This is a genomic window from Corallococcus sp. RDP092CA (assembly GCF_041903675.1).
Lineage (GTDB): Bacteria > Myxococcota > Myxococcia > Myxococcales > Myxococcaceae > Corallococcus.
This window is the reverse complement of record NZ_JAYESI010000018.1, coordinates 1-23923: the sequence shown is the minus strand read 5'-3', so window position 1 is coordinate 23923 and position 23923 is coordinate 1. Positions and strand designations below refer to the sequence as shown.

Below are 23923 nucleotides of genomic sequence, written 5' to 3'. Positions count from 1 at the left end.
GCGCAGGAGCGTGTGGATGACGACGTGATGCACGGCTGGCTGGCCGGCACACTGAGGAGTCCCATGGCCTGACGAACCCGGCGGGACCGCTCTTCGTGGGAGGTGAGCGCACGGAGCAGGCGCTCACCAGGTCCAACCTGGTGCCGGACACGGGTTGCAGCGGCTGCACCGCCTCCACCACCGGGGGGTGCTGTTGAGCGGGTCTGGACGTCCTCCGTCCGTCTGAAGCACCCCTCCGGCGCCGTGCATGAGTGTTCTCCCTCGCGGCCGGCCGGTCCTGGCGAGGGGTGCCAGGCGCACCGGACGCGGATCGGACGTGAACACAGACACGCCCTTCAACACCAGACGAAACAGGTCAAATCCAGACATCCGCCAAAGGCTTGCGCCTCCACGCCACAACTCCACCGGGGTACGATCGAAACGCAAGGGATTGCCACCACGAAGAAGGCGCCCCCTGTCCCCTGGGACGGGGAGACCGTGAAACAGGAGACACGCCAGCCCTGGTGTCTGAGGACGCGCCCGCCACGCGACACCGGGCGGCCCGAACGCCAGCGGCCCGACAGCCGGCCCCCTGTCCGCTCTTTCCAGGTCAGCGGAGACGCCTAGGATGTCAGGGAGGAGGTGAACGTGGAGCGCCCCATCGTCGGCCCCGAGGATCCGCTGGTCATCAACGGGATGGATGGTGTCACCGGGCAGTACCTGGTGCCGCCCATCGCGTTGCCCGCGGCCGCGGAGGTGGCGGAGCCTCGGGGCGAGGCCGCGTACTTCGAGGCGTGGAGGAAGTGGCTCGAGCTCTTCCCCATGCGCCTCAGCTTCGGCCTGCCACCCGACGCGCCGCCGGAGGACTTCACCCAGGCCGGCTGGGGCGTCGTGTTCCCCGCCTCCACCTCCGAGGCGCTGCGCAAGAGCCTGGAGCCGCTCATCGCCCACCGGCGCGCGCGCGTGGAAGCGGACCGGTGCCACGTCCTCACCTACCAGGCCGGGGAGACGGCCCATCAGTTCCTGGAGCGGCACGGGGCGCCCATCGGCGACGTGGAGCCCACCGTCGTGCCCTACTACCTCCTGCTCGTGGGCGGGCCCGACGTCATCCCGTTCGACGTCCAGCACTCGCTCGCCCTGTCATACGCCGTGGGCCGGCTCTCCTTCGACACGCCCGAGGAGTACGCGCGCTACGCGGAGAGCGTGGTGGCGTATGAGACCGGCGCCTCCGTGCCCAACCACCGGCAGGTGAGCTGGTGGGGACCCAGGCACCCGGGGGATCGCTCCACGGAGCTCAGCGCGGACAGCCTCGTCGCTCCGCTGGCCCGGGGGGCGGCGCTGGATCAGCCTCCCCAACCGGCGAAGACAGTCGCCGCGAAGCTCCGGTATGCCAGCCGTGACGCCATCGAGGACGACGCGACCCGCGAATGGCTGCTCGACGCGCTCCACGGCCGCGAGGTGCGCCCGGCGGTGCTCTTTACCGCGTCCCATGGCGTCGGCTTCAAGGCGGATGACCCGCTCCAGCTCACGAAGCAGGGCGCCCTGCTGAGCCAGGACTGGTCTGGGTTTGGCGCGATGGCGCCCGCGCACTACGTGGCGGCGACGGACCTCCAGGACGACGCGCGGCTCCATGGCCTGGTGGCCTTCTTCTTCGCCTGCTTCGGCATGGGCACGCCCGCGAACGACGAGTTTCCGCTCAACGCCGCGCGCAGCGGTGGAGCGCTCGCGAGCGCGCCGTTCATCGCGGCCCTGCCCCGGCGGATGCTGGCCCACCCCAACGGGGGCGCGCTGGCGGTGATTGGCCACGTGGAGCGGGCCTGGGGCTTCTCCATCAGGCCCTTGCAGATGACCCAGACGACCCTCCACCCGTTCAGGAACACGCTCTGGAAGATCATGGCGGGGATGCCGGTGGGCCACGCACTGAAGGACTTCCGCGACCGGTTCTCCGCCGCCAACAACATCCTGCTGACGCACCTGGATGCGAACACGCCCAACGGGAATCTCGCGCCGCGCGAGCTGCTGCACCGGTGGATCGAACGCAACGACGCGCGCAACTACGTGGTGCTCGGCGACCCCGCCGTGAGCATCCGGCACAACGACCTGCAGGCGCTTCCGTGAAAGGAGCATCGACCGATGCGAACGCTCATTCTCAGCGATCTCCACCTGGGCAATGGGGGCCCCTACGACATCTTCGCGGGTGCCGCCGAGCTGCCCGCCCTCTTCGACTCCTTCACCCGCACGCCCACCCACGTCGTCCTCAACGGGGACAGCTTCGACTTCCTGCTCAATGACGACCCGCTGGCGGTGGATCCCCAGCGGACGCTGGAGCAGGCGCGCGCGCTGGTGACGTCCGCGGCGACCGCGCCCGCGTTGAAGGCGCTCGGGCGGGTGCTCGCCGCTGGAGGGCGCGCGACGATGGTGGTGGGCAACCACGACCTGGAGCTGGCGCTGCCGGACGTCCAGGAGGTGATCCGCGCCGCGCTGGGGCAGCCCGGGGACGTGGCGTCGCGGCTGGAGTTCCGGGACGGCACCGCGCCACTTCAACTGGAGGTCGGCGGATCGCGCGTGCTCGTCACGCACGGCGAGCACACCGACGTGGCGAACCGCATCGACTACGCGGCGCTCCTCTCGCCGGAGCGGGCGAACCGCTTCCGCTATCCACCGGGCTCGGTGCTGGTGAAGACGCTGCTCAACCCGCTCAAGCACCAGCACCGCATGCGGTACATGGACCTGCTCAAGCCGGACTTCGAGGGCGCGGTGATGGTGGCGCTCGGCGTGAAGCCGGACGCGCTCAAGGTCCTGTTCACCTCCGGGACGCTCACGCTCATCCGGCGCCTCTTGGAGAACCGGGGGCTCGCGCCGGCGTTCGCGCTCGAACCGATGGATGGGGTGGGCAGCTCGGACGCGGATGTGCACCTGGCGCGCAGCCTGGCGCGGGTGGACCTGAAGGACGACGAGGTGGACGCGCTGCTGTCGGTGCTCGACCCGGAGCAGCTCAACGCCTTCGACACCCCGGAGGCCCTGGGCCGCGCCCGGCTGAAGCTGGCCAAGGCGGGCTTCGCGCTCTATGCGCGCCTCCACCGCGCGGTCGCGGGACGGAGCGGGACGGACTACTTCGCGCTGGAGCCGGGCAAGGACGAGCTCGCGGAGACCGCGCGGCTGGGCAAGAAGTACAACCCCCAGGCGGTGGTGATGGGCCACACGCACGCGGCCCGCTGGCACGAGGGCAGCGGCCCCCTCTACGCCAACACCGGCACGTGGATCTCCCTCCTGCGGCTCCCCGCTCCGGAGGCCTCCGATGAGGAGTGGGGCGAATACCTGGCGGAGCTCCAGGTCAACCCATCGCTGGACCCCGCGAAGCAGCAGCACGCGACGCTGGAGCAGCGCTTCACGTTCGTGGAGGTGGAGCCACGCGCGGCGAGGCAGGGCGCGACGCTGCGGCTCTCGCAATGGACGGCGCAGGGCCCGAAGACGTTGCGCAGCGCGGACCTGGCTGCCGGAGGCTGAGCCCCGCGCTCAGCGGGACAGGCGAGGCCGGTCGGCCACGGCGGACAGCACGCCGTGCAGCACGGCCAGCAGCACGGCCACCCCGAGCATGTAGGGGGCGATGAGCTGGAGCCCCCACCGCTCCGCGATGATGCCCGCGAGGCTCGGCACGGCCGCCACGCCCGCGGTGGCCGCGCTGACCTGGAAGCCCACGGCATGCGCGGAGACCTCCAGCCCCACGCGGCGCGGCGTCTCCGACATCAGGGCCGGGAAGATGGGCGCCAGCGCGAGCCCCAGCAGCGAGAGCCCCAGCGCGGGCGGCACGGCGGGGATGGCGAACAGGAGCGTGCCCACCACGCCCAGCGTCGTGCTCCCGCGCAGCATCCGCACCGGCCCGATGTGCTCGACGACGAAGCCGGAGAGGACGCGCCCCACCAGCAGGCTGCCCCAGTAGAGGCTCACGCAGGTGCCCGCCGCGGCGGTGTGCATGCCCCGGCCTTCCGTGAGCACCGTGAAGCTCCACTGACCGGCCGTCACCTCGACGCCCGTGTAGAGGAAGAACGTGAAGACCTGAAGCCACACCCGGGGCCGGCGCACGGCCTCCAGCGCGGACGCGGTGGGCCCCGCTCCTGGTGGCGCTTGTCCTGGCGTGCCCGCGGGCGCCTCCCACAGACGGCGCATGAGCAGGAACGTCAGGGCCAGCCCCCCCAGCACTCCCGCGAGGACCGCGTAGCCCGTCCGCCACCCCGCCCCTCGCGCGAGCAGCGCGGTCATCAGCACCGGCCCCAGCGCCGCGCCCACGCTATAGGCCGCGTGCAACCAGGCCATGTGCTTGGGCCCGAAGTTCTGCGCCGCGTAGTTGTTGAGCGCGGAGTCGATGGCGCCCGAGCCGAAGCCGATGAAGCACGCGGCGGCCAGGAGCAGGACGAATCGAGGCACCGTGGAGTAGCCCATGAGCCCCAGCGCCACCGAGCCGGTGCTCAGCGCCAGCAAGAGCCCCAGGTTCATGGCCCGCATCAGCCGGCCCGCGAGCAGCCCTGAGATGAAATAGGCGACCGCCGCCGTCCCGAGGATGGCGCCCATCGCCGCCTGCGACAGGCCGAAGGTGGCGCGCAGCGACGGCCACGCGACCCCCAGCACCGCGTCCGGCAACCCCAGGCTGATGAACGCGAGGTAGGCAAGCGTGAGAAGCGCGGGACGCGGACGGGGCACGGGCGAGGAGACACTCACGCGGCGCACCCTAGATCGCGGTCAGGCATCTCGTGGGGACAACACGGTCACGTTCCCCAGCCGGGGTCTTGACCTTGACATCAGTGTCAGGCCCGAAGCTCCCGGCCATGGCGTCTCCAGGGACGAGGTGGTGGAGACCTGACCTCCGGAGGCGGGAGAACAGGATGAACATCGGAGAACTCGCCCGGCGCACGGGCAGCAGCGCGCGCTCCATCCGCCACTACGACAAGGCCGGGCTCCTCACCTCACACCGCCGTGACAACGGCTACCGCGACTTCGACGCGATTGCCGTCTCCCAGGTCCTCCAGGTGGCGCGGATGATCCGCCTGGGATTCTCGGTGGAGGAGATCGCCACCTTCCCGCCCTGCATGCTCCGGCAGGTCACGGACGCCATCTGCCCTGACGCACTGGCCGCTCACCGGGAACGCCTGGCGGAGGTCGAGAGGCAGCTCTTTGACCTCGCCCGCGTGCGGGAACGGCTCCTCTCCGTGCTTCCCCCCAACGAACGAGTCCCCCATGAACCGTCGTGACGTGATGAAGGCCGCCCTGTCGGGCGCGGGCATCCTGCCCGGCATCGGCCTCGCGGCAGCGCCCTCGAAGGCACCCCGCAAGGCCAGCACGTTCCTCCTGGTCCACGGTGCGTGGCACAACGCCCTGCACTGGACGCGCGTCTCGGAGGCGCTCTCCGCGAAGGGGCACCGGGTCGTGACCCTCGACCTGCCCGGCCACGGCCTCAACGCGCGCTTCCCCACGTCCTACCTCACGGGCGACGCGGCGCGGTTCAAGGAGGAGCGCTCGCCCCAGGCGGACATCACATTGGACACCTGCGCGGACGCCGTGGTCGCGGCGCTCCAGAGGCTCCAGGGCGGTGGCAGGCCCGTCCTCGTGGGACACAGCGCGGGTGGCACCGTCATCACCCGCGCGGCGGAGAAGGCCCCGCACCTCATCGAGCGACTGGTGTACCTGAGCGCCTACGTCCCGCTGCGCCTCCAGAGTGCCAGCGGCTACGGCGCCCTGCCCGAGGCCCATACCTCCTACGGTGCAGGGCTGTTCGTCGGAGACGCCGCGAAGCTGGGCGCGGTGCGGATCAACCCTCGCGGCGACGCGGCGTACCGGGAGGCCCTGCGCGCGGGCTACTACCACGACGTGGACGCCGCGGCCTTCCTGCCCTTCGCGCTCACCCTGACGCCCGACCTCCCGCTGTCCCTGTGGACGGACAAGGTCGGCGCCACGAAGGAGCGCTGGGGCCGCCTCCCCCGCAGCTACCTGCGCTGCGCCCGGGATCGCGCCCTGGTCCCCGCGCTCCAGGACCTGATGATCCGCGAGGCAGACGCCTTCACGCCCGGCAACGCCTTCACCGTGGACACGCTGGACACGTCGCATTCGCCCTTCGCGTCCCAGCCCCAGCGGCTGGCGGCACTGCTGGACGGGTTGCGCTGACGGCGCGCGGCCCTCAGAAGACGGACAGGCCGGTCAGCGTCGTGAAGCGGTCCAGCGCCTCCACGCCCGCCACCGAGTTGCCCCGCGCATCCAGCCCGGGGCTCCACACGCACAGGCCGCAGCGGTTGGGGATGACGGCGATGATGCCCCCACCCACGCCGCTCTTGCCCGGCAGCCCCACGCGGTAGGCGAACTCTCCCGCCGCATCATAGGTTCCGCAGGTGAGCATCACCGCGTTGACCTGCTTCGCCTGGCTGCGCGTCAGCAGCCGCGCCCCGTCCGCGCGCCGACCATGCCGCGCGAGGAAGCCGCAGGCCCGCGCCAGGTCCGCGCAGCTCATCGCCAGGGAGCACTGCCAGAAGTAGTGCTCCAGCACCTCCGGGACGGCGCTCTCCATGTTGCCGTAGCTCGCCATGAAGTGCGCCAGCGCGCGGTTGCGGTGGCCGTGCTCCGCCTCCGACGCGGCGATGACGGGATCGAAGTCCACCAGCGGGTTGCCGCTCTCCGCCCGCAGGAAGTCCCGCAGCGCGCCGCGCGCATCGCCCGTGAGCCGCTGCAGGCGGTCCGTGATGACCAGCGCGCCCGCGTTGATGAACGGATTGCGCGGGATGCCCTGCTCGTACTCCAGCTGCACCAGCGAGTTGAACGGGTTGCCCGACGGCTCCTTGCCCACGCGCCGCCACAACGCGTCCCCATCCCGCGCCAGCGCGAGCGCCAGCGTGAACACCTTGGAGATGCTCTGGATGGAGAACGGCTCGCGCCAGTCCCCCACGCCGTACACGTCCCCGTCCACCGTCGCGAGCGCCATGCCGAAACGGCGCGGGTCCACCGCCGCCAACGCCGGGATGTACGACGCCACGCGGCCCTGCCCCACCACCGGCCGCACCGCGTCCCAGACCTCCGACAACACCGCCTGGTAGTCCATGTGTCGCCATCCTCGTCCGGAATCCACGGGGAGGCTTCCAGATTTTCCGCGCCGCGGTGTCTGCTGGGGCATGCGCTTGTTCTCGACCCCGTTCCTGGCCCTCGCCCTCCTCGGCGCCGTCCCCATCGCCTGCTGCGCCAACTCCAGCTCGAACACGAACACCTGCCACCTCCCGGACGAGACACCGACGGACTCGGGCTCGGTCCTGGTGACCCAGCTCGACTCCGGGGAGCTGAACGCCGCGGGGCAGGTCTGGCCCTATCAGCTGCTCAAGCTGGAGGTGCCCGGCCGCGCCGCCACCTACGCGCAGTGGTTCCCGCCCCGGAAGCCGGGCGTATCCCCCACGGTGGTGCTCACCCGGCCCTACGACGGCATCGCCTGGACCGGCGAGGCCGTGGACGCGAAGTGGGCCGCGCGCGGCGCCGGCATCCACCCGGACGACAGCGAGCCGCACTTCGGGCCGGGCTCCTCGCCCATCGCGTTCACGCCCACCACGCCGGAGCTCATCGCGGGCGAGGCCTTCGTCTACCTGTTCCATGACTTCGGCGTGCTCGCCGTCTTCGGCCGCTTCTACGCGGGCGGAGACCTGCAGAACGACCGCGACGACATGAACGCGGGCATGCGCTTCCTGGCCCAGGCCCGCAACGTGGACACGCAGCGCATCGGCATCTTCGGCGGCTCCTGGGGCGGCTACGAGGCGCTCTACGCGGCGGCGGACGCCCCCGCCACGGTGGTGCCCGCCGTGGGCGTCGCCCTGTCCCCGCTGTCCGACTTCGCCGCGGAGGTGGACTACGTGAGCCGTCAGGTACCGGCCCGCGTGAGTGACCCGGCGATGCGCTCGCGCTACCAGCAGTTCTTCGAGCCCTACTTCCGCCGCATCTACGCCACCACCGGCGGCGATCCCACCGCCCCCGGCACGGACTACGCGCGGTGGACCGCCGCCCACCTGGCCAGCGCCGTCCAGACGCCGTTCCTCATCCTCCACGACGACTGGGACACGCTCATCCCCGTGGAGCACACGCGCGCGCTCGTCACCCAGGCCCCGCAGCGCATCACGCCCATGTACCTCCAGAACCTCGGGGCCGTGGACTGGAACACCCTGCCGCCGGACCACGGGCCGCTGCTCACCCTGCACGGCGGCGTCGTCCTCACGCTGAGCCTGGGGCACCTCCTCGTGTCGCTGGGCGCGGCGGATCAACCCCTCTACGTCCCCCACGCGCAGGGCACCGTGCGCGCGTGGCTCCAGGGCGTACGCGCAGCGCAGGAGCAGGGCCGCGACGTCAGCGACGTGGTGCCCCGCCTGCTGGAGCTCACCGACCCGCGAGTGGCGATGCTGGAGGCCTCGCTGGGTACGCTCCAGCCAGGCGCGGCCTTCATCGCCCAGGAGGTCAACGCCGTCTGGGGAACGACCTTCACCGAGGCCGACGTGCGCTCGGCGCTCACCCCCGGCCTGCCCACGCCCTGAGTCAGCCCAGGCCCGCTCGCCTCCCGGGGCGCGGAAAGAACGCGGGCGTGTCGATCCACGCGCCGCCCATCCGTCGCGATCTTGAACGGGCGAACGGACTGCCCGGAAGGGACGGATGCGGCGATGGAGCTGACGGTGACGGAGTTCGTGACACTCGACGGAGTGGTGCAGGCCCCAGGAGCCCCAGAGGAGGACCCGAGCGGCGGCTTCACCCATGGCGGCTGGGTGCAACCCCATGGCAGCGAGGAGCTGGGCGCGCACATCGTCGACATCTTCTCCCGGGCGGACGCGTTCCTGCTCGGGCGCGGGACGTACGAGATCTTCGCTGGCTACTGGCCGCGGGTGACGTCGCCGGACGACCCCATCGCCCACAAGCTCAACACGCTGCCCAAGTACGTGGCGTCCACCACCCTGCGCCGCGTGGAATGGGCGAACTCGACGCTGTTGGCGGGGGACACGGTGGAGGCAGTGCGCCGCCTCAAGGCCTCGCCCGGCCGTGAGCTTCAGGTGCATGGCAGCCGCGGCCTGCTGCAGACCCTGCTGGCACATGACCTGGTGGACGTGCTGCATCTGCACGTCATCCCCGTCACGCTGGGCAGCGGCCGGAGCCTCTTCGGAGCGGGGACGCAGCCACGCACGCTGGAGCTCGCCGCTTCGCGGATCACGCCCAAAGGGGTGGCGCTGCTCACGTACCGGCGCGGAGGCCCCCTGCGGACCGGCACCATCGGACAGCAAGCCTGAGGCGACCCGCGCGGGAGCGTCAGCGCAGCTCCGCGAGCATCGCCAGCTCGCGGGCCATGGCGCGCAGCTCCGCCGCGCCCGCCGCGTTCGGGCTCATGTCGAACACCACCTCGTAGCCCAGCGCTGCCTTAACATGCGTGCTTGGCCGTGCTGTCATGAATATCAATGACAGCCACCCATAACCGACGATGCACACTATGCATTGCCTTCATCCTCGCCGGGTGTGGCTCGGCCACCGTCGGAGGCGGAGGCAGTCCTGCGCGTGCGAAATGGGTCGGGCCCATCGTCAACACGCCAGACGGTGGGCAGCTGCGCACGACCATCTACTACGGGCCCTGGCAGTGCAGCGCCGCGTTCATGTCGGAGTGCCAGCGGAAGTGCTCCGCGCAGGGCCACGCCCTCATGACCCGGCCTGCTACGCTGGGAGCGGCCAGTGGAGCACGCCCGGACCTGCACGGCCCTACGTGGACTAAAGCATGCCGCTCATGGACACCCTTCTGGCCGAGGTATCCCGGCACCACTTTCCTGAGCCTCCCGCGACGCCGGAGCAAATCGCGGCCTTCGAGGCTCGTGTGGGCTGGCAGTTGGATGCAGATCTGCGCGCCTTCTACCTGCATTGCAACGGCGCGACCCTATTCCGTCCACGCCTGTACGCGAACTACCGCTTCCTCTCGCTCGACGAAATCCGCCGCGGTCGGGCAGCCATTCGCGGCAGCGAGTCAGACGCGGATGGCCCCGCCTCCTGGTACACGCTGCTCTACCTCCAGGACGGGGACTACATCCTCGCCGACGTCTCGCAGCAGGTGAACGGGCGATACCCGCTCCTGGACGCCTTCCACGAGACGTTCCCGGATCCGGTCGAGACCCGGCAGATTGCCGCCTCGTTCAGCGATTTCCTGGAGAAGGCGCTGGCCAGCGGCGACGAGTTCTTCTGGCTGGCCGAGTGAGCACCGCAGGTGCATGACGTGCCTACTCCGGTCGTGCGATGTCCGCGCCGGATTGGAACGCCCGCCCCATCCGGAGCGCTCCAGAATGGAGCGGCCTGCCGCCCCCCTCCCCCGGCCCCCAATGATTCCAGCCCCTTGGCGCTGGCACCGGACGTGCTCTGCCCCTCCACGTCAGGGCGCCCCCAGCGGGTGTCGGAGCACCAGGAGACGCACCATGGAAATCCGCTTCTTTGGCGTTCGGGGCAGCATCGCGGTGTCGGGCTCGCGCATCGGCGGCAACACGGCGTGCGTGGAGGTGACGAGCCAGGGCGAGCGGCTGATCCTCGACGCGGGCACGGGCATCCGCGCGCTGGGCGAGGTGATGATGCGCGAGGGCGCCCCGCAGAAGGCGACGATGTTCTTCTCGCACCTGCACTGGGACCACGTGCAGGGCTTCCCCTTCTTCACGCCCGCGTACCTCCCCACGACGTCGCTGACGCTGTACGGCCCCGGCGCCAACGGCGCGCAGGCGCTGGAGTCCACGCTGTCGCAGCAGATGCGCCCGCCGCAGTTCCCGGTGCCGCTGTCCACCATGCGCTCGAAGATGGCCTTCGGCGCCGCGCTGCACGGCCGCACCGTGGAGGTGGGCCCCTTCAAGGTGACGCCCATCGACGTGCCCCACCCGGACGGCTGCATGGCCTATCGCGTCGAGGCGGACGGCCACGCCTTCGTGTACGCCACGGACGTGGAGCTGCCCGAGCGCCTCACGTCGGACGTGGCCCGCCACTTCGAGGGCGCGGACGCGCTGTGCCTGGACGCCCAGTACACGCCCGACGAGTACGAGGGCCGGAAGGGCATGTCCAAGAAGGGCTGGGGCCACTCCACGATGATGGACGCGGCCAAGGTGGCCAAGGACCTGCACGCGGGCCGCCTCTTCCTCTTCCACCATGATCCGTCCCACGCGGACGAGCTCCTGGAGGACATGGCCCAGGAGGCGCGCGGCCTGTTCCCCTTCACCGAGCCCGCGCGCGAGGGCCAGCGCATGCTCCTGGGCCGCGCGGCGGGCGCATGAGCGCCCCGAGCCCCGCGCCCCGCGCTGCTACAGTGCCCCCAGCGCCCTTCTCACTTCCGCCGCTGCCCACCGCCATGCCCTCCTCCCCGCCGGATGTGTCCCAGGTCCTGCTCCCCCTCGGAGGCCTCGTCGGGCGCGAGGTGGACCTGGACGCCTTCCTCCAGACGCTCGTGGACCGCATCGCCATCACGCTCCAGGCGGACCGCGGCACGCTGTGGCTGTTGGATCCGGTGCGCCGCGAGCTCTTCAGCCGCGCCGCGCACCTGCCGGAGGTCGCGCAGATCCGCGTGAAGCTGGGCCAGGGCGTGGCGGGCTCCGTGGCGGAGACCGGCGTGCCCGTGCACGTGCCGGATCCGCGCGGCGAGCGCCGCTTCTTCGCGGACATCGACCGGATGACGGGCTACCGCACCATCAGCCTGGCCGCCGTGCCCCTGCGCGACGCGAGCGGCGCCGTGTACGGCGTGCTCCAGGTGCTCAACCGCCTGGGCGGCGGCCCCTTCACGGAGGAGGACACCCAGAGGCTCACCGACATCGCGGCCCAGGTGAGCACCGCCCTCCAGAGCACCAGCCTCTACCAGGAGCTCCAGCGCGCGAAGGATCAGCCGCAGGCCCCGGTGGGCTACTTCTTCAACCGCATCATCGGCGAGGCCCCGCCGCTCAAGGCCCTCTACCGCCTGGTGCAGAAGGCCGCCCCCACGGACGCCACGGTGCTGCTGCGCGGAGAGAGCGGCTGCGGCAAGGAGCTCTTCGCGCGCGCCATCCACGTCAACGGCCCCCGGCGCGACAAGCCCTTCGTGAAGGTGGACTGCGCGGCCCTGCCCGCCGCCCTCATCGAGAACGAGCTCTTCGGCCACGAGAAGGGCGCCTTCACCGGCGCCGACCACCGCGTGCCCGGCAAGTTCGAGGCGGCCGACGGGGGCACCGTCTTCATCGACGAGCTGGGAGAGCTGCCCCAGGCCGTGCAGGGCAAGCTGCTGCGCGTGCTGCAGGACCGCGAGTTCGAGCGCGTGGGCGGCACGCAGGCCGTCAAGGTCGACGTGCGCATCGTCGCGGCCACCCACCGCGACCTGCCGCGCATGGTGGCGGAGGGCAGGTTCCGCGAGGACCTCTACTACCGCATCAAGGTCGTGGAGCTGCACCTGCCCCCGCTGCGCGAGCGCGGCGCCGAGGACATCGAGCGGCTCGCCCGCCACTTCGTCGCCACCGCCGCGAAGCGCCACCGCCTGCCCGTGCCCCGCCTCAGCGCCGCCGCGCTCGGGAGGCTCAAGCGCTACCGGTGGCCCGGCAACGTGCGCGAGCTGGAGAACTGCATCGAGAGCGCCGTGGTCCTGTCCGAGGGAGAGATCCTCGAGGAGCACCTGCCCCTGCCCTCCCTGGACAAGGCGCTCCCGTCCCCCCCGCCCGCCGCGCCGGACGCGCCGCTCCTGTTGCCGCTGGCGGAGGTCGAGCGCCGCCACATCCTGCGCGTCCTGGAGGCCGTGAAGGGCAACCGCACCGCGGCGGCGCGCACGCTGGAGATCGGCCGCAACACGCTCGCCCGCAAGCTCAAGGAGTACGGCCTGGCGGACGAGGGCTGAGCGTCGGCCCGTCCTCGGGGCGTGAGCCTTGCTCCCCAGCGAGCAGCCATCGGGGCGCCGCCCTGCCCGTGGGTGCCTTTCGGCGGCCATGGGGGGCACCTCTCTTCAGGGCCGTTGTGCGTACCGCGAGGGCCGGACACGCGCCCATCCCAGGGGGAAGGAGCCCGTCATGGCGGAAGTCCTGGATGTTCCGGCGAGCAGGCATCCCACGGCGCGACCGGAGACCCATACCGGCAGGATCATCATCATCTCCGTGGTGGCCGCGCTGGGCGGCTTCCTCTTCGGCTTCGACACCTCCGTCATCAACGGCACCGTCAGCGCGCTGAAGACGGAGTTCGCCGCGAGCGAGGTCGCCCTGGGCCTCTCGGTGTCCTCGGCGCTCATCGGCTCGGCGGCGGGCGCGTTCGGCGCGGGGCACATCGCGGACCGCTACGGGCGCCGGCGCACCATGATGGTCGCGGCGGCCATGTTCACCATCAGCGCGCTCGGCTCCGGCCTGGCGTTCTCATTGTGGGACCTGAGCTTCTGGCGGCTGGTGGGCGGCCTGGGCGTGGGCGCGGCCAGCGTGGTGGCGCCCGCGTACATCGCGGAGATCGCCCCGGCGCACCTGCGCGGCCGCCTGGCGTCCCTGCAACAGCTGGCCATCGTGGTCGGCATCTTCATGGCGCTCCTGGGGGACTTCGCCATCGCGCGCGCCGCGGGCTCGGCCGCGAACCCCGGCTGGCTGGGCCTGACCGCGTGGCGGTGGATGTTCTTCAGCGGCCTGCCGCCCGCGATCCTCTACGGCGCGGGCGCGTTCTTCATCCCGGAGTCCCCGCGCTTCCTGGTGGCCAAGGGGCGCGAGCAGGAGGCGCTGGGCGTGCTGCGCGACATCGAGGGGGACACCGCGCCGTCCAAGGTCGTGGAGATCCGCCGCTCGCTGCGCACCAACTACACGCCGCACCTGGCGGACCTGAAGGGCGGCCGCTTCGGGTTCCTGCCCATCGTGTGGATCGGCATCGTGCTCGCGATGCTCCAGCAGTTCGTGGGCATCAACGTCATCTTCTACTACTCCAGCGTCCTCTGGCAGGCGGTGGGCTTCTCCGAGCAGAACTCGCTGGCCATCACCGTCATCACCAGCGTCACCAACATCCTCACCACGCTCGTGGCCATCGCGTTCGTGGACAAGATCGGCAGAAAGCCCCTGCTGATCATCGGCTCCGTGGGCATGGCGCTCACGCTGGGCCTGCTGGCGTACCTCTTCGGCAGCGCGCCGCTGGATCCCGCGGGCAAGCCCGTGCTCCAGGGCGCGGCCGGCACCACCGCGCTCATCGCCGCCAACCTCTACGTCGTCTTCTTCGGCTTCTCATGGGGCCCCGTCGTCTGGGTGCTCCTGGGCGAGATGTTCCCCAACCGCATCCGCGCGCTCGCCCTGTCCATCGCGGCCATGGCGCAGTGGCTGGCCAACTTCCTCGTGTCCGCCACGTTCCCGTCGCTCCAGGCCATCGGGCTGGGCTGGGCGTACGGCCTCTACGCCGCGGCCGCCGTGTTCTCCATCTTCTTCGCCGCGAAGTTCATCCGCGAGACGAAGGGGCGCGAGCTGGAGCAGATGTAGCCCCGTGAGGCAGGGCACCGCCGGAAGCCCGTACACCTGTACGGGCTTTCTGCATTTTTACGTACCGGCGGGGTGAGAAAACACCTGATCCATTTGACACCCGGGGCCACGGGCTTTCAGCATCTTCTCCATGCTGAGACATTCCCCCCGTCTGCCTCGACTCGCGAGCCTCGTGCTCGCTTCCCTCCTCCTCACACTGACAGCCTGTCCGGGCGATGACAGTCCGGACGACGACGGCGGTACGAATGTCACGGACGGTGGCAGCAACGATGGCGGCTCCACGGACGGTGGCGACAAGCAGCCCGACGGCGGCTCGTACGATCCGGGTCCCCAGGTCTGTGGCGACGGCAAGGTCCAGAAGGGCGAGGCCTGTGACGACGCCAACACCGTGAGCGGTGACGGCTGCAAGAACGACTGCACGGAGGTGGAGGTCGGCTTCGAGTGTCCCGTCTCGGGCCGGCCCTGCGTCGTGGCGACGGCGTGCGGCAACGGCATCGTCGAGGAGGGCGAGGCGTGCGACGACCGGAACAAGGAGTCCAACGACGGCTGCAAGGCGGACTGCTCCGCCGTGGAGACCGGCTGGTCCTGCCCCTTCCAGGGCCAGCGCTGCCGCGCGGCCGAGTGCGGTGACGGCATCGTCGCCGGCGAGGAGGAGTGCGAGGACGGCAACACCGCCAAGGGCGACGGCTGCAGCGACACCTGCCGCCTGGAGCAGGGCTACAAGTGCGACACCGTGGGGCAGCCGTGCACGAAGACGACCTGCGGCGACGGCAAGAAGGAAGGCACCGAGCAGTGCGACGACGGCAACCACAACATGGGCGACGGCTGCTCGCCCCTGTGCGTGCTGGAGCCCAAGTGCGTGAACGGCGTCTGCGAGTCCCGCTGCGGCGACGGCGTCATCCTCCCCGGTGACACCACCGAGCAGTGCGACGACGGCAACACGCGCTCCAACGACGGCTGCTCGTCCACCTGCCAGCTGGAGGAAGGCTTCGCCTGCGTCCGCGTCACCGATGAGCTCCCGAACGCCGTGGAGATCCCGGTCGTCTACCGCGACTTCCGCGGCAAGGGGCAGCCCGTGGGCGGCAAGTACCCGGCCACCGTCCACCCGGACTTCGACGACAAGAACGGCGAGGAGCAGGGGATCGTGGGAGCGCTGTACGAGGGCAAGCTGACCAACGGCAAGCCGACCTACGCCAAGGATGGCGTCAGCTCCGGCACCACCAGCGGCAGCGCGAACTTCAACCAGTGGTACAACGACGTGCAGGGCATCAACATGACGGAGGTCAGCACGCTGAAGCTGAACCGGCTGGGCACCTCCGGCGCCACCTACCGCTTCGACAACCCGAACTTCTTCCCGCTCGACAACAGCGGCTGGGTGGGCGCGGGGCTGGAGAACCGCGGCGCCAACAACCACAACTTCAGCTTCACCAGCGAGACGCGCTACTGGTTCCAGTTCGCGGGCAACGAGCTGCTGGAGTTCAACGGTGACGACGACGTCTGGGTGTACATCAACGGCACGCTCGCCCTGGACCTGGGCGGCGTGCACGGCGCCAAGGACGGCTCGGTCAACCTGGCCGACGCCACGACCGTGTCCAAGCTGAAGCTGCAGAAGGACAAGATCTACGAGGTCGTCGTGTTCCAGGCGGAGCGCCACCAGAGCGCGTCGTCGTACAAGCTCACGCTGACCAACTTCCAGACCGAACGCACCTCCTGCGAGTCCACCTGCGGCAACGGCCAGGTGGACAAGGGCGAGCAGTGCGACAACGGCAACGCCAACGGCCCGGGCTACGGCAAGTGCAGCCTCACCTGCATCTGGAACGCCCGCTGCGGCGACGGCATCACCCAGTACGACTACGGCGAGACGTGCGACGACGGCAACACCAACGACCGCGACGGCTGCCCCAACAACTGCCAGATCGATCCAGGGTAGTCGCCCCGCCGTCCCCGGCTCGCCCGGGCCTCACAAGGTCCGGGCGAGCATGAGCACGGCGGCCAGGGACAGCGCCCCGGCCGCCGCGAAGTGCCTCCAGGCCCGGCGGGACAGCACCCCGCCGGTGCCTGGGGCCTCCTCCCCCAGCACCACCAGCGCCGGGCGCCCGCCGCGTCCGCGCAGGGCGTAGGTGCCGTCGCGGAAACCGCGCTGGAGCTCCCCCACCACCAGGCACGCCTCGCCCGGGACGCCCACGCGCTCCCAGGACAGCGCCTGCCCGGGCTCGCCCAGGAGCTCCGCTTGCGTGAGTCCGGAGGGCACCGCGCACCGGCGCACCTCCACCGGCGCCAGCAGCGCGGACGGCGCGAAGCCCACCGCCGCCCGCGTGCGCTCGCCCTTCAGGAGCAGCACCGGCGCATACGCGCGCTCCCGCGCCAGGAGCGCCCCCCTCCGGCCCTGCGCGCCCACCGCGTGCACCGCCGCGTCGTAGAAGGCGCACGGCACGCCGCCGGGCGACGTCAGCGTCTCCACGGCCTCCAGCCGGCCCCGGTACACTCCGAAGCCCGGGGGCCGGCCCGCGCGCAGGGCCTCCACCGCCTCGTCCAGGGGCATGGGCGCGGCGCCTCGCAGCGCATCCGCCCGCAGGCGCACCCGGGCCCCCCGGGCGGACAGGCCCGCGGCCAGCACCAGCAGCAGCCCCCCCAGCGCCTTCACCAGCACGTCCGGAGACACGGGCACCAGCGGCGTCCCGCGCATCCACGGGACGAAGAGCACCAGCCCCAGGGCCAGCGCCCCGAAGCCCGCGAGCATCCAGTGAGGCCGCGCGCCCGTGGGCGTCCGCCCCAGGGCGAAGGTCGCCCAGAGCAGCAGGGCCAGCCCCAGGCCGCAGAGCGGCAGCAGGAGCACGCGCCCCAGGTCCAGGTCCACGCCCATGCCTCACCCCCGCGGTGCCGGACGGCCCCGCGCACGCGCGGAAGCCCGGCGGGAGCAAGGTGGGGACCGCCGGACGGGGCGGCAAGCCCCCTCCCAGCCGCGGGGGACTACTCGGCGCGGCGCACGGGGCGCTCCTGCAGCGGCCCCACGATCTTCAGGTCATCGAAGGTGCACTGGAGGTTGCGGCACCCCAGGGCCAGCTTGCCCACGCGCCCCTCGAAGCCCGGCAGCACCTTGGAGGCGAACAGCTTCTTGTTGAGGAACGCGTCCACCCGCACGCCGCTCTTCTGCCGCTTGAGCTGGAGCTTCACCAGGAAGGGGCCCTGCTTCGGCACCGGCATCTCGTCCTGGACCAGGTTCTTGGTGTCCTCCGCGCTGTTGCCCACCACCTCGTGCCCGTCCTCCGGGGAGAAGTAGCGCCACGACAGCCGCATGCCTGCGTCGGGGATGGCGAAGACGGACACCTGCACGTCGCGGATGCGGAAGGCCAGCTCGCCGAAGTGCTGCCCGTCCTCCTCCACCGACCACTCCTTGCCCAGCGCCTTCACGTCCATCAGCACCTCCGCCGTGAAGTCGTCGCTCGTGAAGTAGCGGTGCGCCAGGTACGCGCGCGGCACCAGCTTGCCGTCCGCCTCGCGGCCGGCCTGCACGACGCGCAGCTCTCCCTGGTCCATGGTCCACGTGCCGCTGTGGACGTTGAGCTCCTCCTCGCCCTGCTCGAAGCCCAGCTCCAGGGTGAAGTCATCCGAGCCGGCCGCCGGGGGCGTGAGCTTCAGGCCGGAGAACACCTCCCCTTCCGTGTTGGGCGGGAAGTGCTGGACGGCGGGGGGCGGGTCCACGACATGCGCGAGGCCCGCCAGGCCCCCGACGCCCACGAAGGCGCGCACCGCGAAGCCCAGCACGGCCAGCCCGCCCACGATGGACAGGCCCGTGCGCACCCGGCCCCAGCCCGCGTGGAGCGCCTCCAGCACGGCCGTCTCCGGGCCCGCGCTGGCCTTCGTCGGGGCCACGTGCGACGGCTGCGCGCGCGCCAGCGCCGACGCGGGCGCCGCGTGCGGCGACGACGAGGCCGACACCAGCCCCTCCAGCGCCTCGCACACCTCCGTGGCGGTGGCGTAGCGGGCCTCGCGGTCCGTCTCCAGCAGGCGCTCCACCACCGGATCCAGGCGGGGATCCAGGCCGCGCACGCGCTCGGACGGCAGCTTGAAGCGGCCCACGGGCAGCTCGCCCGTGAGCGCCTCGTACATCATCACGCCCAGGGAGAAGAGGTCCGCGCGCCCGTCCACGTTCTTCGCGTCCCGGCGCTGCTCCGGGGCCATGTAGTTGAGCGTGCCCATGGCCACCGCCGTCGCGGTGAGGTGCTTCTCCGAGTCCGGCTCGCGGATGCCCGCCAGGCCGAAGTCCGCCACCTTCGCGTGCAGCCGCCCGTCCAGCAGGATGTTCTCCGGCTTCAGGTCGCGGTGGATGATGTTCTTGGCGTGCGCGCACTCCACGGCGCGCGCCACCTGGAGCAGCACCTTCAGCGACTGCGCGGGCGTGAGCGGCTCCCTGCCGCTCAGCGCGTGGCGCAGCGACTGGCCCTCCACGTACTCCATCACGAAGTAGTAGTGCTCGCCGGACACGCCCCGGTCGATGATCTGCACGATGTTCGGGTGGCTCAGGGCCGCGAGCGCGGTCGCCTCCTTGTCGAAGCGCGACACGAACTCCTCGTCCTTCGCCAGCCGGGGCGGCAGCACCTTCACCGCCACCGTGCGGCCCAGGGACCGCTGGCGCGCGAGCCACACCTCACCCATGCCGCCGCGCCCCAGGATCTCCAGGAGCTCCAGCCCGGGAAGCTCGGGCTTCGCGCCCGACAGCATCGTCTCCGCGTTCTCGATGTCGCGGATGCCCGTGTTCACGGGCGCGCGCGGGGCCAGCACGCCCGGCGCCCCCGAGCGCACCAGCGTCGCCCCGATCAGCTCCGCGGCCGCCGGGTCCGCCGCGGGCAATGCCACTCCGGAGGAAGGCGCACCCGGGCCCCCCACGGCGGCTGCGCCCACGGGAACCTCGCCCTCGTCCGCCTTCCCCACGCCATCCGGTCGCGGGATGCTCATCTCGCTGCCCCCTGGGACGGAGCCGGCCCTCATCTCCTGTCCCACCGCGTCCTCCCTCCCCGCTCCAACACCGGACGCGGCGGAAGGTGACGTCGATTCTCGCGGATTCTCCGCCGCGCGCGGCGTGAACGTCACCGCGACGCCCGCCGCGTCGTCGGCCTGCGCGGCCGGACGGATGCCCGACGGCTCGGCCGGGCGATGGATGCCGGACACGTCCGCGCGCCGCACCTCGAACCGGATGCCGCAGCGGCACGTGACCTTCTGGCCGCTCACGTACACCCGGGTGTCGTGCACCGTGCCGCAGTTGGGGCACGACTGGGTGGGCATCAGGGACGAGGAGCGCACCGTCAGCGCACCTTGCGGGAGGTGGAGGTGGTCAGCTCCGCGCCGTGCACGCGGAAGGTCTGCACGCCCTTCTCCTTGCCCTTCACCTGCAGCACCGGCAGCTCCTCCACGTCGAAGCCCGCGCCGGACTTGCGCACCGTGGCCTCCGACGCCAGCACCTCGCCGCTCTTGGCGATGCCGCACAGCCGCGACGCGGTGTTCACCGTGTCGCCAATGGCGGTGAACTCGTGGCGCTCCGCGCTGCCCATGTAGCCCACGACGGCCTGGCCGGTGTTGACGCCGATGCCCACCTCGATGGGCTTCTTGCCGTCCAGCACGCGCTGCCGGTTGAGCTCCGTGACGGCGTCCTGCATCTCCAGCGCGGCGCGCAGGGCCCGGGCCGGATCATCCGGGTGCGACAGCGGCGGACCCCACACCGCCATCACGCAGTCCCCGATGAACTTGTCCAGGTTGCCCTCGTAGCGGAACACCACGTCCGCCATGGCGGTGAAGAAGCTGTTGAGCATCGACACCACCTCCTGCGGCGAGTCGCTCTCCGCCAGCGTGGTGAAGCCGCGGATGTCCGCGAACAGGCAGCTCACCTCCGCGAGCCGGCTCTGGCGCAGGTCCTCCGTACCGCCGTTGATCACCGCGTCCGCCACCGCCTTGGACAGGAAGCGCGACAGCTCCGCGCGCGTCACCGCCTCGTTGCGGATCTGCTCCGCCAGGGCCGCGTTCTCCAGCGCGATGCCCGCCTGCGCGGCGATGCCGGAGAGGATGGTCAGGTCCTTCTCCGAGAAGGCGTTGATCTGCTGGCGGCTGTCCAGGAACAGCACCGCCATGATGTCGCCGTTCACCAGCAGCGGCACCGCCATGGCGGAGCGGATGCCCTGCGCCACGATGCTCTCCGCGGCGGAGAAGCGCTCGTCGATGATGGCGTCCGCCGTGAGCACCGCCTTGCCCGTCTCCACCACGCGCTTGAGCACGGTGTCCGACAGCATGACGTTCGCCTGCTTGCCCTGCCGGTGGTGCACCGCGGCCGGGATGAACTCCCCCTCCGGGCCCACCTTCAGGATGACGCCGTGGTCGGCCGCGAGCAGCTCGAAGGCCACCTTCAGGATCTGCTCGAACAGGTCGGCCTGGTTGCCCTTGAGGCTCACCTGCCGGTGGAACTCGTGGACGATGCGCAGCTTCTCGTAGTCGCGGCGCAGGGCGGCGACGTCCGTCACCTGCTCCGCGGGGCGGAAGTTCTGCGGCACCTGGTCCATCTGCGCCAGGAAGGCCGGCATGGAGACGGCGTTGGCCACCACCGTCACGCCCGGCAGCGTGGGCGGGTTGCCTCCGCCGGGGACGGCCTCGCCGCTGTGGAAGACGAGCCGGGAGGAGCCCAGGGCGATCTCATCCCCGTCCTTCAGCCGCATCTCCCCTGTCACCCGGCGCCCGTTGACGAAGGTGCCGTTGGACGAGTTCAGGTCGCGCAGCACGAAGTCACGCCCCACCTTCTCGATGGTGGCGTGCTCCTTGGAGACCTCCCGGTCCACCAGCCGCAGCGTGTTGGACGGGTGGCGGCCGAGCGACGTGGTGGCCCCCAGGGGAAACTCCCCCAACGTCCCGTCCGCGAACCGCCCCGTCAGGTGCGGCCCGCGCGGGTGCGACCCGGACCGGGGCGGGAATGGGGCGGGTGCCTGGTTCACGCGCGAATCCTCACCGGCCCGGACACTACCAGAGCCTTCCGCCCCAAAGGAACGCTCGCGAAGCGCCCCCGGGTCCAGACCGCCAACGCCCTGCACGGCCGGTCAGTCCCCTCGCCCGCCCGGCGGCTCACGTGGAGGGAGGCGCCAACGTCCCCGGGGTCGCGGGGTCCACCGACGCGGCCGGCCGGCGCTCCGGGGCGCGGAAGCCCAGGCCAATGGACGGCAGGAAGGTCATCCCGCCCAGGTCCCGCTTCTGCCCGAAGATGTGGGGGTTGCAGAAGACGTAGCCGCCGGTCAGCTCCGCGTAGAAGTGCACGTAGCGGTAGCCCACCGCGAAGCCCACGGTCGTGCCCACGAAGTGGCTGTTCACGGAGGATGGCAGGCTCGCGTCGAAGCCCGTCACCGGCTTGCCCTGCTGGGAGAAGTCCACCAGCTGGGCGTCCAGCCGGGTGTGGCTGAAGACGTACTTGGGGGCGCCGTAGAGCTTGAACACGTCGCCGTACTCCGCGCTCAGGTACAGCGGCACCTCCACGTCGGTCCGGCTGAAGTCCCCGAGCTGGACCACCTCCAGGACGTCCATCACCGCCCCGGAGAACAGGTACTTGGACACCCCCACCCCCAGCGCCAGGTCATAGGAGCGGCGCGGGTCCGGCCCGCCGTGGGCCAGCCGCACCTTGCCGTCGAAGCGCAGCGAGTTGCCGTTGTAGCGCCCGCCCACGTCCAGCCCGTCCACCAGGCCCACCCGCACCATCAGCTCCGGGTTCACCCCCGGCGGCGCCACCACCAGGGCCAGGCCCGCCGTCAGCAGGCGCTGCTGATCCTCCTCCGTGAGGGTGTAGGGCCGGTCCTCGTCGATGGCGCGCTTCGCCTCGCGCCCCTGGTCGATGCCCACGTCCACCACCGACGCCAGCGTCCCCACCGGGACGAACACCCCCATGCTGCCCGTCACCTGGACCTGGCCCGGCGCGAGCGTCCTGGCCGTCTGCATGGTGGACAGCGGGGTCGCGCACCCGACGGCGAGCCCGGCGAGCGCGAGGAGGAGCAGGGCGGGAAGGTTTCTCATGGGGTTGCAGGTTAAGCCCATTTCCAGTGCGAACGCTTCAATCCGGGCGTCCACGTGGTAAGGGGGCTGTCGTGCGAATCAAGCAAAAACCCGAGGACTTCTCCGTGAAGGAGTCCTACCGCTTCGACGAGGTCGCCAGCGGCAAGCATCGCGTCTACCTGATGGACAAGCAGAAGCTGTCCACCTTTGACGCGGTGAACCGAATCCGTGACGCGTTCGGGCTGAAGCCCGGCGCCATCAGCTACTGCGGCCTGAAGGACAAGCAGGGCCGCACCGAGCAGATCATCGCCGTGGACGGCGCGGACGTGGACATGCAGGAGCCCGACCTGCGCCTGAAGTTCCTGGGCCGGACGGACAAGCCGCTCTCCGCGAAGAACATCACCTCCAACCGCTTCTCCGTCACCGTGCGCGCCCTCACGCGCGACTCGCTGGCGCCGCTGAACCTGGCCGCCGCGGAGGTGAACCGGCTGGGCGTGGTGAACTACTTCGACAGCCAGCGCTTCGGCGCGCTCAAGCACGGCCAGGGCTTCATCGCCAAGGACCTCATCCGGGGCGACTTCGAGGCCGCGCTGCACAACTACTTCGCCCGCCCCTCGGACCTGGACCGCACCGAGGACGCCAAGGTGAAGGGCTTCTGGCGCGACAACTGGGGCCGCTGGGACGCGCGCGTGCCCTTCGAGGGCGCGAAGAAGTACCACCGCATCCTGCGCAGCCTGCGCGAGCACCCGGGCGACTGGCTCCGCGCGTTCCTGCAGATCGACTCGGACTACCGGGCGATGATCCTCTTCGAGTACCAGAGCTTCCTCTGGAACGAGGGCGTCCGGCGCTACCTCCAGCTGATGCTGCCGCGCGAGGCCATGTTCCCCATGCGCTACCAGGCCGGCACGCTCCTGCACTACCGGGACGCGACCCCGGACGTGCTGCACACCCTGCGCGAGAAGACCTTCCCGCTCGTGGGGCCGGACACCACCTTCGAGGATCCGAAGGTCGCCGAGGCCATGACCTGGGTGCTGGGCCGGGAGAAGCTCAAGCTGTCCGACCTGCGCATCAAGGGCGCGGAGCGGATGCTCTACTTCAAGGAGGAGCAGCGCCCGCTGGTGATGTTCCCGCACAAGCTCGTCGTGGGCCGCACGCAGAACGACGACGTGAACCGCGGCGACATCAAGGTCAACGTGGCCTTCACGCTGCCCCCAGGCGCGTACGCCACGCTGGTCATCAAGCGCCTGTTCCACTTCGAGTACACGGAGGACTCGAAGGAGGACGTCCGCGCCTCGCAGCGCCCCCGGCTGGTCACCACCGAGCGCGAGGAGGCCCGCGTGGAGGCCGCCACCCGCGCGGCCCGCGACGCCCGCGCCGGAGAAGCGACGCCGCGCCACCGCGCGCTGGCGGTTCGCGCGACCCGCGGCGCCGGAGCGCCCGGCGGGGACGCCCGGCCGCCCAGCCGCCTCGGC

20 protein-coding genes are annotated in these 23923 nt (G+C 71.2%); 13 read left to right on the top strand and 7 right to left on the bottom strand.

Annotation, left to right across the window (positions count from 1 at the left end):
- Positions 1 to 95 precede the first annotated feature (95 nt).
- The 3 genes from U8525_RS19955 to U8525_RS19945 all read left to right on the top strand — a co-directional run bounded on the left by U8525_RS19955 (position 96) and on the right by U8525_RS19945 (position 3486).
- Complete coding sequence (locus tag U8525_RS19955; protein ID WP_374267862.1) at positions 96 to 197, top strand: DUF6229 family protein; 102 nt, start codon at positions 96 to 98, stop codon at positions 195 to 197.
- 430 nt (positions 198 to 627) lie between these two features.
- Entirely contained in the window at positions 628 to 2097 is a 1470-nt protein-coding gene (locus U8525_RS19950) for a hypothetical protein (RefSeq protein WP_374267860.1), read from the top strand.
- A 15-nt stretch (positions 2098 to 2112) separates the two neighbouring features.
- Positions 2113 to 3486, top strand: a complete 1374-nt coding sequence (locus U8525_RS19945; RefSeq protein WP_374267859.1) for a metallophosphoesterase — start codon at positions 2113 to 2115, stop codon at positions 3484 to 3486.
- Positions 3487 to 3495: 9 nt separating this feature from the next.
- Here U8525_RS19945 and U8525_RS19940 read toward each other — a convergent pair whose 3' ends face one another.
- Positions 3496 to 4677: a sugar MFS transporter gene (locus U8525_RS19940; protein ID WP_374267858.1), complete on the bottom strand. Its 1182-nt coding sequence runs from the start codon at positions 4675 to 4677 to the stop codon at positions 3496 to 3498.
- Positions 4678 to 4859: 182 nt separating this feature from the next.
- Between U8525_RS19940 and U8525_RS19935 the strand changes: the two genes are divergently transcribed.
- Positions 4860 to 5225 carry a MerR family transcriptional regulator gene (locus tag U8525_RS19935; RefSeq protein WP_374267857.1) on the top strand — a complete coding sequence of 122 codons (366 nt, stop codon included), beginning with the start codon at positions 4860 to 4862 and terminating at the stop codon, positions 5223 to 5225.
- Complete coding sequence (locus U8525_RS19930) at positions 5212 to 6135, top strand: alpha/beta fold hydrolase (protein ID WP_374267856.1); 924 nt, start codon at positions 5212 to 5214, stop codon at positions 6133 to 6135. The genes U8525_RS19935 and U8525_RS19930 overlap by 14 nt, the downstream gene beginning before the upstream one ends.
- Positions 6136 to 6148: 13 nt before the next feature.
- Here the strand turns inward: U8525_RS19930 and U8525_RS19925 are convergent, their stop codons facing one another.
- On the bottom strand, positions 6149 to 7060 hold the full coding sequence (locus tag U8525_RS19925; RefSeq protein WP_374267855.1) for a glutaminase: 912 nt from the start codon (positions 7058 to 7060) through the stop codon (positions 6149 to 6151).
- 70 nt (positions 7061 to 7130) lie between these two features.
- Between U8525_RS19925 and U8525_RS19920 the strand changes: the two genes are divergently transcribed.
- Together U8525_RS19920 and U8525_RS19915 are read left to right on the top strand one after the other, a co-directional pair.
- Positions 7131 to 8525 (top strand): alpha/beta hydrolase family protein, encoded by a 1395-nt coding sequence (locus U8525_RS19920; RefSeq protein ID WP_374267854.1) that lies wholly within the window; start codon positions 7131 to 7133, stop codon positions 8523 to 8525.
- 123 nt (positions 8526 to 8648) lie between these two features.
- Positions 8649 to 9266 (top strand): dihydrofolate reductase family protein, encoded by a 618-nt coding sequence (locus U8525_RS19915; protein WP_374267853.1) that lies wholly within the window; start codon positions 8649 to 8651, stop codon positions 9264 to 9266.
- Between the two features lie 19 nt (positions 9267 to 9285).
- Here U8525_RS19915 and U8525_RS19910 read toward each other — a convergent pair whose 3' ends face one another.
- Positions 9286 to 9423 (bottom strand): hypothetical protein, encoded by a 138-nt coding sequence (locus U8525_RS19910; protein WP_374267852.1) that lies wholly within the window; start codon positions 9421 to 9423, stop codon positions 9286 to 9288.
- 328 nt (positions 9424 to 9751) lie between these two features.
- Here U8525_RS19910 and U8525_RS19905 point away from each other — a divergent pair, with 328 nt between their 5' ends.
- From U8525_RS19905 to U8525_RS19885, 5 genes are all read left to right on the top strand, one after another.
- On the top strand, positions 9752 to 10213 hold the full coding sequence (locus U8525_RS19905) for an SMI1/KNR4 family protein (protein WP_374267851.1): 462 nt from the start codon (positions 9752 to 9754) through the stop codon (positions 10211 to 10213).
- A 214-nt stretch (positions 10214 to 10427) separates the two neighbouring features.
- Positions 10428 to 11264: an MBL fold metallo-hydrolase gene (locus tag U8525_RS19900; protein ID WP_374267849.1), complete on the top strand. Its 837-nt coding sequence runs from the start codon at positions 10428 to 10430 to the stop codon at positions 11262 to 11264.
- A 74-nt stretch (positions 11265 to 11338) separates the two neighbouring features.
- Positions 11339 to 12841, top strand: coding sequence for a sigma 54-interacting transcriptional regulator (locus U8525_RS19895; RefSeq protein WP_374267848.1), 1503 nt, complete (start codon positions 11339 to 11341; stop codon positions 12839 to 12841).
- Between the two features lie 169 nt (positions 12842 to 13010).
- The gene (locus U8525_RS19890) at positions 13011 to 14435 is read left to right on the top strand and encodes a sugar porter family MFS transporter (protein WP_374267846.1); all 1425 of its coding nucleotides are present in this window, start codon (positions 13011 to 13013) and stop codon (positions 14433 to 14435) included.
- Between the two features lie 130 nt (positions 14436 to 14565).
- Positions 14566 to 16365, top strand: coding sequence for a DUF4215 domain-containing protein (locus tag U8525_RS19885; protein WP_374267845.1), 1800 nt, complete (start codon positions 14566 to 14568; stop codon positions 16363 to 16365).
- A gap of 30 nt (positions 16366 to 16395) precedes the next feature.
- Here the strand turns inward: U8525_RS19885 and U8525_RS19880 are convergent, their stop codons facing one another.
- The 4 genes from U8525_RS19880 to U8525_RS19865 form a co-directional block, all read right to left on the bottom strand.
- Positions 16396 to 17298: a hypothetical protein gene (locus U8525_RS19880; protein WP_374267844.1), complete on the bottom strand. Its 903-nt coding sequence runs from the start codon at positions 17296 to 17298 to the stop codon at positions 16396 to 16398.
- Between the two features lie 107 nt (positions 17299 to 17405).
- Positions 17406 to 19718, bottom strand: a complete 2313-nt coding sequence (locus tag U8525_RS19875) for a serine/threonine-protein kinase (protein WP_374267972.1) — start codon at positions 19716 to 19718, stop codon at positions 17406 to 17408.
- A gap of 20 nt (positions 19719 to 19738) precedes the next feature.
- The gene (locus U8525_RS19870; protein WP_374267843.1) at positions 19739 to 21409 is read right to left on the bottom strand and encodes an adenylate/guanylate cyclase domain-containing protein; all 1671 of its coding nucleotides are present in this window, start codon (positions 21407 to 21409) and stop codon (positions 19739 to 19741) included.
- A gap of 127 nt (positions 21410 to 21536) precedes the next feature.
- Positions 21537 to 22472 (bottom strand): hypothetical protein, encoded by a 936-nt coding sequence (locus U8525_RS19865; protein ID WP_374267842.1) that lies wholly within the window; start codon positions 22470 to 22472, stop codon positions 21537 to 21539.
- A gap of 71 nt (positions 22473 to 22543) precedes the next feature.
- Here U8525_RS19865 and truD point away from each other — a divergent pair.
- A partial coding sequence (gene truD / locus U8525_RS19860; protein WP_374267841.1) for a tRNA pseudouridine(13) synthase TruD occupies positions 22544 to 23923 on the top strand: 1380 nt, incomplete at its 3' end.

What these genes read in the sequence shown, in the direction of transcription:
- U8525_RS19945 (WP_374267859.1), top strand. Translation starts at nt 2,113, where the DNA reads ATGCGAACGCTCATTCTCAGCGATCTCCACCTGGGCAATGGGGGCCCC.
- U8525_RS19935 (WP_374267857.1), top strand. Translation starts at nt 4,860, where the DNA reads ATGAACATCGGAGAACTCGCCCGGCGCACGGGCAGCAGCGCGCGCTCC.
- U8525_RS19930 (WP_374267856.1), top strand. Translation starts at nt 5,212, where the DNA reads ATGAACCGTCGTGACGTGATGAAGGCCGCCCTGTCGGGCGCGGGCATC.
- U8525_RS19925 (WP_374267855.1), bottom strand. Translation starts at nt 7,060, where the DNA reads ATGGACTACCAGGCGGTGTTGTCGGAGGTCTGGGACGCGGTGCGGCCG.
- U8525_RS19920 (WP_374267854.1), top strand. Translation starts at nt 7,131, where the DNA reads ATGCGCTTGTTCTCGACCCCGTTCCTGGCCCTCGCCCTCCTCGGCGCC.
- U8525_RS19915 (WP_374267853.1), top strand. Translation starts at nt 8,649, where the DNA reads ATGGAGCTGACGGTGACGGAGTTCGTGACACTCGACGGAGTGGTGCAG.
- U8525_RS19910 (WP_374267852.1), bottom strand. Translation starts at nt 9,423, where the DNA reads ATGACAGCACGGCCAAGCACGCATGTTAAGGCAGCGCTGGGCTACGAG.
- U8525_RS19905 (WP_374267851.1), top strand. Translation starts at nt 9,752, where the DNA reads ATGGACACCCTTCTGGCCGAGGTATCCCGGCACCACTTTCCTGAGCCT.
- U8525_RS19900 (WP_374267849.1), top strand. Translation starts at nt 10,428, where the DNA reads ATGGAAATCCGCTTCTTTGGCGTTCGGGGCAGCATCGCGGTGTCGGGC.
- U8525_RS19895 (WP_374267848.1), top strand. Translation starts at nt 11,339, where the DNA reads ATGCCCTCCTCCCCGCCGGATGTGTCCCAGGTCCTGCTCCCCCTCGGA.
- U8525_RS19890 (WP_374267846.1), top strand. Translation starts at nt 13,011, where the DNA reads ATGGCGGAAGTCCTGGATGTTCCGGCGAGCAGGCATCCCACGGCGCGA.
- U8525_RS19885 (WP_374267845.1), top strand. Translation starts at nt 14,566, where the DNA reads ATGCTGAGACATTCCCCCCGTCTGCCTCGACTCGCGAGCCTCGTGCTC.
- U8525_RS19880 (WP_374267844.1), bottom strand. Translation starts at nt 17,298, where the DNA reads ATGGGCGTGGACCTGGACCTGGGGCGCGTGCTCCTGCTGCCGCTCTGC.
- U8525_RS19875 (WP_374267972.1), bottom strand. Translation starts at nt 19,718, where the DNA reads ATGCCCACCCAGTCGTGCCCCAACTGCGGCACGGTGCACGACACCCGG.
- U8525_RS19865 (WP_374267842.1), bottom strand. Translation starts at nt 22,472, where the DNA reads ATGAGAAACCTTCCCGCCCTGCTCCTCCTCGCGCTCGCCGGGCTCGCC.